Raw genomic sequence first — 11,755 nt, forward strand, 5'->3', positions numbered from 1 at the left:
GGGGGAGAGGGGGAGAGGGGGAGAGGGGGAGAAATTAGCGATCGAGCTCATCAAGGGGGTGAGTAAAATCTAAAATGCACTGAATCCCCCAATCTAAAATCTAAAATCGAAAATCGAAAATCGACTCAATCCCCCAATCGAAAATCTAAAATCTAAAATCTAAAATTGATTTGGTTTTGCCCCAACCCCCTCACAGAGACGCCGATCGCGATCGCTCACATTAGGATTAGTTCTCAGATAATCGCCCACCCAGTCACAGCCCCTCACGAGCAAATCGTCAAGATCCAAATTCCACAAAATCACCCGATTATCCCTGCCCGCAGAAGCCAGAACCTTTCCATCCGGGCTAAAACTCACACTCATCACGCTATCCTTGTGACCCGTCAAAGTTTTCAGCAAAGTCCCGCTGCGACTCCAAAGCTTCACCTTATGATCGTAACTGCCCGAAGCAACCAACAAACCATCCGGGCTAAAAGCAACGCTAGTAACGCTGTCGCTAGAACCCTTCAGCAGCGTCGCCACCAAAGTCCCATCTACCTTCCACAATTTCACCGAATTGTCGTAACCAGCCGAAGCCAGCATTTTGCCATCAGGGCTAAAAGCAACCCCCAACACAAAACTGTTGTGAGCTCCTTCAAAAGTTCTCAGCAAACGACCGTCCCGATTCCAGAGTTTGAGAGTACCATCATCGCTTGCAGAAGCCAGCATCGAGCCGTCGGGACTGAAAGTCACCCCAGTCACCCAGCCTGTGTGTCCCGTCAAAGTCTTAATCAGCCTGCCGTTTCTAGTCCAGAGTTTCACAGTCTTATCCTTGCTAGCCGTTGCCAGAATCTCGCTGTCGGGGCTAAAACTCACGCTCATCACGCTGTCAGCGTGGCCGTCGAGAGTGAACAGCACAGAAGGCGAACACGGGAATAGCGGAGCCGAAGGACAAGGGAGAATATTATTCATGCCATCTTCTGTCAAACTCCACACCTTCACCGTTTTGTCGTAACTCCCAGAAGCAAGTAGCTGGCCGTCGGGGCTAAAACTGACGCTGGCGACTCTCTGAGTGTGTCCTTCCAAGGTTTCGAGCAAAACTCCCGTGCGACTCCAGAGTTTGATAGTTTTGTCCGTAGAAGCAGAAGCCAGCCTTTGGCCGTCGGGGCTAAAAGTAACGCCTTGCACGCGGTTTTGGTGTCCGTCGAGGGTTTTGAGCGGCACGTCATCGAGTCGCCACAGCCTGATAGTTTTGTCAAAACTTGCCGAAGCCAAGGTTTTGCCTTCCGGGCTAAAACTCACCTGAGTAACTCGATCGGCGTGTCCCTCAAAAGTTCTCAGTAAGCGACTCTCTGGTTTAATGTTGCTAGCATCGGTTGGGCGTTTGTCGCCAACACCAGCAAGACTCCAGAGTTTGACAGTCCCGTCTGCACTTCCAGAAGCAAGTGTTTGACCGTCGGGGGAGAAACTGACACCAAATACCCACCTGCTGTGTCCCCGCAAAGTTGCTAGCAGTTCACCTTTTTTTGCTGGTGTTGAATTTTCTGTTGGTGGGTGTTTGAGTGCAGCGATGCTCCAGATTTTTACCGTTTTATCTTCACCCGCACTGGCGATCGTTTCACCATCGGGGGAGAAACTGACGGTGTAAATTTTCGAGGGTTGTCTGTTTTCGCTGTGCCATAAATTAGCGATTAACTTACCGTCGGAACTCCACAGTTTCACAGTACCGTCATCGCTCGCCACAGCGATTATTTTGCCGTCGCGGCTGAAGCTTAGCCAATTTACGGGAGCAAATTGTTCGATCGTTCGCAGCAGCGTGCCATCGGTTTTCCAAAGTTTGATAGTTTTGTCTGTAGAGCCACTGGCGATCGTTTGACCGTCAGAACTAAAAGCAACGCTGGTAACGCTATTAGTATGCCCTTTGAAAGTTGCCAGTAAACTGCCGTCTGTTTGCCAAATCTTGACAGTTTTATCTAAACTGGCCGAGGCTATTATTTTGTTGTCGGGACTGAACGTGACACAGGAGACGCTGTTAGTATGACCTTTGAAAGTTGCCTGCAAACTGCCGTCGCGCCGCCAAATTTTGACTGTTTTATCTACACTGGAAGAAGCTATTGTTTCACCGTCTGGACTGAAGCTAAGACCCCAAACTACATCGCCGTGTCCTTCCAAGCGGTTGCGTTCTTTAACTCCATAAACTGCCTGCTGGAGGGCAGCAGAAATCAGAATTTCGGTGTCTTTGAGAGTAGACATTTGTTGGGAGTGTTCGATGTGTTTCCACTTTTTACCAGCTCTCAAACTTTCCATCATGGCGTCAAATTTGTTGTTTGAGAAATAAAGTGCTTCTGAAGCGGCTGTCAGGGTACTGATTTCGGCTCGCTGAGTTTGAGCGACAGCTAGCTGTTTTTGACCCACAGCCCGCCACCAAAAATTTACGGCGGCGATGGTGGAACTGGTGAGCAGCATGACGCCTATCACTGCTAATCCCAGCAGTTGTTTGAGAAAAGTATTGGCTCGGTAGAGCTGTGCTTGACTCATTTTTTTGTCTGCTTCTGCTTTGTGCAGTCTCGCTTCTAAGCCGAATCTTTGGCGGATCGGTCGCACTAAATAGTCGTGTACCAATTGATAGCGGTCTTCGGGGGCTTCTCGTAGCAGAAATAGCAAACCGTGACCAACTAAAATGTCTAAAATTAAGTCGAGGTTGTCGGTTTTCTTTTGTCGGCTTTCAGGGTATGCAGCGAAGTGTCGCGGTAGGGGAATTCGGTTTCTGCCGATCGCCGATAATTCGGTTTCGCGGGTCTCGGCTGGCTGCGAGCCTGTAACTAATGAGAGTTCGTGTTTAGTTTTTATCAGTCTAACGCCTCTTTCATCTGTCAGGGAAAACAAGATTTTCCAAGCTGCGTCTTCGTTAACCAGGCCACAGTCAGAGATGACTCTTTCGAGCGATCGTTTCACTAATTCCGCTTTGGGATTGTCCCCCAATTGCTGGTAGTGTGCTAGACTGGTAATACCTTCTTCTTGCAGTTGCGCTCCTACTACCTGCAATTCGATTGGTCGCACTTCTTGCAGTTCGTCTGCTAAATCTTCTACGAAGGCATCGATCAGTGCCGGCTCTAAATAAAATTCCGCCCGTTCTGTTAAGTGTCCGATGACAGCCCGCGCGTCTTTGATAGAAAAACTCCGCAGTTGGTAGCGGATACTTTTGTCGAGAATATTATTGTTAATAGCGTCCAGATTAGGGAAGCGATCGCAATCTAGTAAGTAGTGCAAATAATCTTCGCGCAAGCACAGAATGATCTTGACATAAGGCAAGTTCAAAAACAAACGCAAAAAATTATAAAAAAGTTGTCTTTGTGCCACTGAAGTCGAAACAAAGAAAAACTCTTCAAATTGATCGAAAATCAGCACAGTCAACAAATTATTTGTGGCATTTTCGCGCAACTGCTCTATAATAAAAGAAGAGACTTCCGAGCTGCGAGCCGGAATAAGCGAGCAACTTCTTTTGTGGATTTCCTGTAGTCCTTTGGAGATTAATTTACTTTCCTCTTCGGCTTGTTTGTCGTACAGTGCGCTGTTCAAAGCATTTTCTAACTCCACCAGCCAGTCGGTGTAAACTTTGACTACTACAGGCAATGTATCCCGCGCGCCCGGAGTAATATTTTTCAAAGCTGGTACTAAGCCGGCATTGACTAGAGAACTTTTCCCGACTCCGCTGGGCCCATGAATAATAGTTAATTTATGGTCGTCCCTGCTAATTCTTTCTAGCAAGCTATTGATATCTGTTTGGCGCGAGTAAGCTGTCATGGAGGCTGCGATGGCAGCTTGGTTTTGAGCTGAGGGGCCTGAAGGATTGACCGCTTGGCGCTGCTGCTGCAATTGGCTGGCTCCGATAAAAGCTCTAAATCCGTATTGATATTCGATCGAACGCTGGGTTTTTTTAATCCGAAACGCTTTAAGATACTCTCCCTGCTCGAAATAAACCGCTTGCAATTCCGTCAAAATATCGATGTAAAGTCGGGGGTCGTACTTCGGCTCGCTTTGAGATTGAGCCAACTCCAAAGAACGAACCGCCGCTTCCCACTGGCCTAGCTGCCGCAAACTTCGGGCTAAAAGTAAAAGATACGAACTCCTGTCGGATTTAGGATGTTGGATTTTAGATTTGGGTTCGTTACTTAACTCGTTAGGGCCGAGAAATTCTGGATAATTTCCCTCAAACCCCAATCTCAAATCTTCAATCAGCAATCTCAAATCATTAGGCGTTTGATCCAAAATCGCCAAAGCCAACTCGGCTAGCTGGCGGGCTTGACTCCACCTCGACTCTTGCAGGGCAACTTCAGCCAAAAAGCCGTAATCTTGAGCTAGTTGGCTGGGAGTACCGTAAGTGAAGTGCAACTGCAAAGAATTTTCAGCTAATGCTTGCAACTCTCCCCAAGCTTTCAGGCGCTGCAGCACTTCTCCGAGGTGTGCTGTCACCTCAGCTACCAATTCGAGGCGTGAGGCAAGGGAGAAAGCGTTTCTAGATTGTTCCAGGCTAATCCAAGCTTGTTCCCAGTGCTGGCGGTTGGCAACCGGGTTTCTGGCTGCTTGCAAGCGGTGACACAGGGCTATGTGAAACAGCACGATGCCTTCTCTCTCTAAAAATAAAATATTGGGGACAGGATTCGACAAGGAGGGGAAGGTTTCTGGGTTTTCGGAATTTTCCAAGTTTGCCAGTTCCCAGTTGCCCGTTTGCTGCTGCCAAAATGCTAAACTTTCTTGGTAGTGAATTAAGGCTGTTTCGGTTTGATCGCTGACATAGTAATCTCGACCGAGAACGAATTGCAGGCTGGCTTTGAGGGCGGGTTCTAATTCTTCACCGCGATTTTGTAAATCTCTTAAAGCTAATTCTAGTTCTCGGCGTGGCAAAGAGCCGATCGCCAAATCGAAGGTATTGCCCGGACTCAATGGCGAATACGAGTGGACATCTGATTGTCGTGGGTTTTGGGATCCTGAGTTAAAAGTTAGAAAGCGTTCTCCGGGGCTGAGTTCGCGCTCCATGTCGCGTTTTTCGCACTGGGTGTCGCAGGTCTCACAATTAGCGATGGTGCTGACGTTGCTGCTGGCGAGTTCTTGATTAAGTTCGCCTATTTTAAATATAGTATCGGCCCGCCTAGCGAGGAAATTAATTAATTCGTCAACGCCCATTTCAAATTTAATTGTGGCGGCGGCCCAACTTTTGAAATCCGGGGCCAGACGAATCATTTTGGTCACGATGTCATCTGTTACCCACAAAATCACTGGGCAGGAAAAATTTTTGCGAAATTCGTCTCGCACTTGATTGGTAGAAGCCATCAATTCGTCGATCGCTACTACTGTTTCTAAACCGAATACCATCAAAGCCGAGGCGGCACCCACAGGCGAGTACCCCTCGTGAAAAGTGCTTGCCTGCAGGGTCGTGTAGAGGGTTTTGACTGAAGGTGGCAGGACGATATCTTGAATTGGAACTGGGGACACTTCTCGCAGCCGCTGCGCTATTTGCTGCCGCAACTGCGCGTAGTTGCAACGCACCAAAATTAGCGAGAATTGGTGTTGAGACATTGTGATTGACCTGACCAGAGTTTTGAGCGATCGCTCGTTGTAGTTGGCAGTTTCTTGTACCTTAATTAGATCGGTCATGCGTGCACCTCTTTTGCATTAATCAATTACCTAACGCTCGCCAATCGTGACTGAAAGCGTATCTACTTAGACATCGCCGTCTCTGTCTCACGCTTTATCTCTGTATAAATACGTAGTTTTCCGTACTTGTCCTATCAATACTTACATATTTATTAGATCCAATGTAAAGATATCATACCTCTCAATCTCATAGAATGCTAGACTTGCCAATAAAAATTTAAGGTTATCTTAGATTTTTTGATTCAGGTATATATAAAGGACTACAGATCGTAAATAGCCAACCGCTAAGTTTATCCTCATAAGGACTACTAGCTATTAGTAAACAACTCCCATATATCTGTAGCAGGCATTTAACACAACAGCCAAAACAATTGTCGTCCGGGATGGAATTATGTGAAGTTAAGACCAACAGGTAAAAACAGACATCGGGGGTCTGACATTGCAGATATGAGAGTTGAGAGTGGGCAAAGTCCTTAGTGGCGGCAAAGTTTTACACCCCACATTCCGCAGTTCTTAACATAGTCAAAAATATGTTGACGAGAAAACGTCATCCTAGGAATTTAATTGCCAACATATTCTCGATAATTAATGACTATTGATAACAAGAAACACTCCTTAATAAAAACTCATATTTCTACATATCAGCGTGAGGCTTGTAGACAAAGAATTACAGCCATTTCTTACCAAAAAATCCCCAATTAATGTTAAGACCTGCGGAATGTGGGTAACACGAAAATAACGTTCACCGCCTATAGCCAGCATTCAACAGAAATCAGCCAGTGGCAAAAACCGCTGGCAGATTTCTGTATTGGATTCTAAGATTTCGGAGTTTTGAGAGATGAATTTTCCGTTAAATACTTTCTAAGTCCCTCGTGGTTAAGGGTTCTTAGAGTCGCGAAGCTATCTCAAAAATCCCAACTATTTTGCTTCAGTGCGCTGCAGCCACTCCTTATATTTTCTGGTTTCTGCTAGGGCTGGATTAATCCCAAACCAACGACCTTCTTGATCGCGGTATTCAAAGACAAACATACTTCGCAATAAGATTTGAGATTCTTCTTCACCGGTGACACTTTGTCGGCTGACGACTTGAAACAGCAATTCCCATTCCATGTCATTGATGGCTCCCAAAAGGTCATCGCGATATTCTTGAATGACGCTTTCGAGGCATTCGCGAGAGAAGGGAGGGTCTTCGTGCTGCAAACAGCTATACAAAAGCATCAGTAGATTGCGAACGTGACCGCCACTAATCCGACAAAGCCGATCTAAAGTTTCGGGAGAGTCAAATACCTGGGAAATCAAATCAAGGCGTTGATGGGGAGCAACTTTCGGGAAACCTCTAGCTAATACTAGCTGCCGCAGCAGTGCCATTCCTTCGAGGTGGTCTTCGCCCGATCGCACTTGCACTGGTACCATCGGCATCACCTTGGGCTTGACTCCAAATCGACTGGCGAGGCGGCCGAAGTCGTTGGAAAAAATCAAAGTCAGGGGAATCGTGTAGACGACGTGGCAATTGAGTTTTTTCAACTGTTCGCCACGGTCTAAAAACAGGTATTCTGGCTGGGTGCGTCCGCTGGGTTTGAGGGAGGCATCGAGGCGATCGAGGTTGTCAACGATGACTGCGAGTCCTTTTTTGCCTTGGTGCTTGAGTTCGGCGTTAGCTTTGTTGAGGAGTTCTTCGTTGATGGACTGCAAGATGCTGTTGGTGCGGGGTTCGAGATATTGCCTGAGTTGCGATCGCAGTTTGGGAGAGTCTTTCGTTTTAGCCGTAACTTTAGCAATGCCTATAGATAACTCCGCTTCCGCTGACAAATCTATGGGAGTCTGCAAAAATTCTGCCACTTCTGCAAACAGATTTGTAAAATAGCTCGGTCTGAGTTTGATTTTAGCGGATTCCATAGTTTCGCTGACTTGGCGCGCAATGCTCAGCAAAATATCGCTGATATCTACATCACCCATGTCTAAGTCTTGGGAAGACTCGAAGTAAACGACGCAAAAACCCTCTTGTTCGAGCTCAGCTTTGAGTCGAAACAATTCCGTAGATTTGCCACACCCGATATGTCCTGTAAATAGCTGACAGGTTGGCTGGTCAGGGGAGATGCGGGTAATGGTTCGCTGTAAAGATTCAATGATTTTGCCGCCCCGCACGGAACCAAAATCAATGTAGTATTGATAATCCCCTGGGTCTCCCGCAACAAGGGTCTTGCTGGGGTTGCATGCTTTATAGAATCTGTCTAATTCGAGTGCGATCACAATTGAAGCCGAATAAAAGTTAAAAAGTTAATCGAAAGTCTAAACTTTCTTACTTGAGTTTAGTTTGATTTGTAACCTTTTGCCCTGTGGGGTAATGCCCTAAATACCCAAAGAACCTTTATCTGGTAAGGGGTTTTCCCGGCGCTGGAATTGGGAACTTTTAATTAATAATTTTTTATTACTTAGCGGTATCCGTGATATTACTGATATTGGCCGGAGTCTGGGTAAATTTGCGGGGATCTGGTTAAATGGTAGGGGAAAACAAGGCTCAAGAGACCGAGATTAAACAGTTTGGAATTTGTGCTAATCCTTAATTACTATATTGTCAAGACGTAGATGGCTAGTTTTGGAGCGGTTTCTCAAACAGAGTTAGGGCGCAGGCGCCAAAAGTTGCGGCAGCAGAGGCGCGCTCGATTGGCGGCTGTTGTGTGGCAAATGCTGGCAGCAAGCGCGATCGCCGGGGGTTTGCTGTGGTGGATTGGGCAGCCGGCTTGGTTGATTGCCCGATCGGAACAAGTGAAGGTGGAGGGCAATCAGTGGCTATCGGATAAGGCGGTGCGGTCTTTGGTGCCGCTGTCTTACCCGCAGTCGCTGTGGGGGATTCAACCGCAGGCGCTGGCCGAAAAGCTGGAGTCAACCGGGCCCATCGCTAAAGCGAAGGTGACTCGTAACTTGTTTCCGCCGAGTTTGACTATAGAAGTGGCAGAACGCCTGCCAGTGGCGGTGGCGCAGCCGACGGCGGTGTTGAGATCGAACAGTGACAAGGAAAAAGTGGGGTGGCTGGACGCTCGCGGAGGTTGGATGCCGTCGGATAGTTATACTGCTGTACGATCGCAGAATAGTTCGATCGGGCCCGGCAGCATTCCGGGAAAGCAGCCTCAGCGTTCTTTGCCAACTTTAAAAGTCATCGGGCCTTTGGAACAGTATCGCGCCTCTTGGCCGAAGTTTTACGAAGGACTCAGCGGCTTGACGGTGAAAGTGTTTGAGATTAATTGGCAAAACCCGAACAACTTGATCTTGAAAACAGAGATCGGTACCGTACACTTAGGGCCGTACAGTTCCAAGACTGCGGAGCAACTTAAGGTTTTAGACCGAATGCGACAATTGCCAAAACAGCTAGATTCAAGCAAAATAGCCTACATTGACTTGAAAAATCCTGCTTCGCCGATCGTCCATTTGCCAGAACTCCCCGGCAGTTTGGACAGTTCAACTCCCGCACCAACTCGCGCCCAGAATTGATCCTCTGTCAACAGAAGGTAGAAGGTATCGATCGATAGGCAGAATTTTTGCCCATCAGGATCTATAGGCAGGGCTTGCAATCAGCACAGTTTTTGGATAGCGCTCCGCGTCTGGGGCTAGTATCCATTTTTTTTCCTTCTGCCTTGCTTACAACTGCCTTAATCCGGTCAAGTACCTGGATGGCGTCAAGCGAGGTCTGGGCTAGCGAGGTCGGCCAAATCCGAGATTGCTAACATTAAGCATCGATCTGTGTTAGTTTTTCGCGCAACTTAGCCTATAGTTGATTGTGAATTGGCGTTTAGTTAACAAGCTCTAATCTACCATCCCCGACTCTAATGAAGCTTAATAATAGACAGGGGTCTGACCAAGACAGTCCCCCTTCGGAAGAAGTAAAAAATTTTCCGGTGGCTGCAGATTCCGCCAATCCCTTTAGACGCAAGTCTGGTTATGTAAATGTAGATAGTATTGATATCGATCCTATGGTCAATCCCAAAGACATAATGCCCAGCAGTGCTGCCAAAATCAAAGTAATTGGCGTCGGCGGCGGTGGGGGCAACGCCGTTAACCGGATGATTGCCAGCGAGGTTTCTGGTGTCGAGTTTTGGTGTGTGAATACAGATTCCCAAGCTCTGGTTCTCTCAAATGCTCCGAAACGCTTGCAAGTCGGACAGAAGTTGACGCGCGGTTTGGGGGCGGGGGGCAATCCGGCGATCGGTCAAAAGGCTGCGGAGGAATCTCGCGACGAGGTTGCTAATGCTCTGAATCATGCGGATTTGGTATTTATCACGGCCGGCATGGGCGGCGGTACCGGCACGGGCGCGGCTCCGATCGTGGCTGAGGTCGCTAAGGAAATGGGCGCTTTGACTGTGGGCATAGTGACGCGGCCTTTTACATTTGAGGGACGGCGGCGCACCAGCCAAGCTGAGGAAGGGATTGCGGCTTTGCAAACCCGCGTGGATACGCTGATCGTAATTCCTAACGACAAGCTGCTGTCTGTGATTTCGGAACAAATGCCGGTACAAGAGGCTTTTCGAGTTGCTGACGATATCCTGCGCCAAGGGGTTCAGGGTATTTCTGACATTATTACTATTCCCGGTTTAGTGAATGTGGACTTTGCTGACGTGCGGGCAGTAATGGCTGATGCGGGTTCGGCTTTGATGGGCATCGGTGTGGGTTCTGGCAAGTCGCGGGCTAGGGAGGCTGCGATGCAGGCTATTTCTTCGCCTCTGCTGGAAGCTTCGTCTATTGAGGGCGCTAGAGGTGTGGTGTTTAACATCACGGGCGGTACTGACATGACGCTGCACGAGGTGAATGCGGCGGCTGAGACGATTTACGAGGTTGTCGATCCGAATGCCAATATTATTTTTGGAGCGGTGATTGACGAGCGGCTTCAGGGCGAAATTAAGATTACTGTGATCGCTACTGGTTTTTCGGGAGAAGTTGCGGCGTCTCCGCCTCCGGGGCGGACACAAAATGTTAATGCTCCTTGGCGGGCTGCAACTGTGCCGGTGACTCCTGCTCAACAAACGCCCGATCCGAAAGCGAAACCGCCGCAGGATTTGGGATTGGATATTCCTGAGTTTTTGCGTAACCGTCGCCCGCCAAGATGATTTTAGATTTTAGATTTTGGATTTTAGATTGGGGATTTGGCGATTTTGGATTTTAGATTTGGGATTTTAGATTGGGGATTTGGCATTGAATCTCCACTTTCCCATCTAAAAAATCGAAAATATCGAGCATCTAAAATCTAAAATCTAAAAAATCTAAAATCTAAAATCTAAAATCTAAAATTTCCAGGGTTTGGCCTGGTTCGGGTTCGAGGAGTTGGGTGGAGAGTCCCGATTTTGCTAGTAAATCGCGAAATTCGGGGATGCTGCCGATCGATCGCACTAACATTGGTAAAATGCCTGTGGCTCGGATGTCTCCCGCCGCTGTAGGCAGAAAAAACCGAGGTTTCAGTGTTTGGGCGAGGCTGAGGGCTTCAGAAGGGCCGATGATGACTTGTCCGAGGAAGGGGAAGATTTGACCGATGACTGGGGCGATGGCTACGTCTACTGCGTCTATTTTCTGTTTGACTTTTTCTAATGGTGGTAGGTGCGGTTCGTAATAAAGTGTCTCGCCACTGCTTAAATCTTTGAGCAAATAGCCATTTTCTTCTTGTCCGGGCCCGATTTCGGCTCCGGGTACGGCAGTAATTTGTAACTTTTCTTTAAAATTTAATTCTTGCCAATTTGCTAAAGATGTGATATTGGTGTAGCCTAAACTGCTGAGGACTTTGGCGGCGGTGGGTGAGGCGATCGCGGGAATTGTGCGATCTAGCTGTTCGAGTGTTGGTCTGTGACAGTGGTCGTCTAATCCTTGGGAAATCAGGATGAGGTCGATCGGCGGTAAGGTGCTGGGAGTGAAGGCGACGGGGGTGTTGTGGTAGGCGGTGAACAGCCAGGGTTGACCGTAAAATACGAGGGGATCGACCAGCCAGGGATCTACGAGGATGGTTTGACCGGCGATGTGGAATATCCAAGAGTTGAGGTCGATTCGGGTGATTTTCACAGTGGTTTGCAATAATTCTTTACAATTGGTTTAATCATAGCTAATTTTGTTTGGGGAATTTTAACCGTTTCGGAAGCACAGG

Annotated in this window: 5 protein-coding genes; 2 read left to right on the forward strand and 3 right to left on the reverse strand. The window is 47.8% G+C overall.

The features are described from left to right. Nucleotides 1-159: 159 nt before the first annotated feature. The gene (locus QUA16_RS19195; protein ID WP_333105250.1) at nt 160-5,634 is read right to left on the reverse strand and encodes a WD40 domain-containing protein; all 5,475 of its coding nucleotides are present in this window, start codon (nt 5,632-5,634) and stop codon (nt 160-162) included. Between the two features lie 918 nt (nt 5,635-6,552). Next, the gene (locus QUA16_RS19200) at nt 6,553-7,884 is read right to left on the reverse strand and encodes a P-loop NTPase fold protein (protein ID WP_333105249.1); all 1,332 of its coding nucleotides are present in this window, start codon (nt 7,882-7,884) and stop codon (nt 6,553-6,555) included. A 336-nt stretch (nt 7,885-8,220) separates the two neighbouring features. Between QUA16_RS19200 and QUA16_RS19205 the strand changes: the two genes are divergently transcribed. After that, nucleotides 8,221-9,123 (forward strand): FtsQ-type POTRA domain-containing protein, encoded by a 903-nt coding sequence (locus tag QUA16_RS19205; protein ID WP_333105248.1) that lies wholly within the window; start codon nt 8,221-8,223, stop codon nt 9,121-9,123. 335 nt (nt 9,124-9,458) lie between these two features. Then, the gene (ftsZ, locus tag QUA16_RS19210) at nt 9,459-10,733 is read left to right on the forward strand and encodes a cell division protein FtsZ (protein ID WP_333105247.1); all 1,275 of its coding nucleotides are present in this window, start codon (nt 9,459-9,461) and stop codon (nt 10,731-10,733) included. Between the two features lie 160 nt (nt 10,734-10,893). Here the strand turns inward: ftsZ and QUA16_RS19215 are convergent, their stop codons facing one another. After that, nucleotides 10,894-11,673, reverse strand: coding sequence for an MBL fold metallo-hydrolase (locus tag QUA16_RS19215; protein WP_333105246.1), 780 nt, complete (start codon nt 11,671-11,673; stop codon nt 10,894-10,896). Between the last annotated feature and the right edge of the window lie 82 nt (nt 11,674-11,755).

Origin of the sequence: Microcoleus sp. S13_C3 (assembly GCF_036700905.1) — a bacterium.
GTDB lineage: Bacteria > Cyanobacteriota > Cyanobacteriia > Cyanobacteriales > Microcoleaceae > Microcoleus.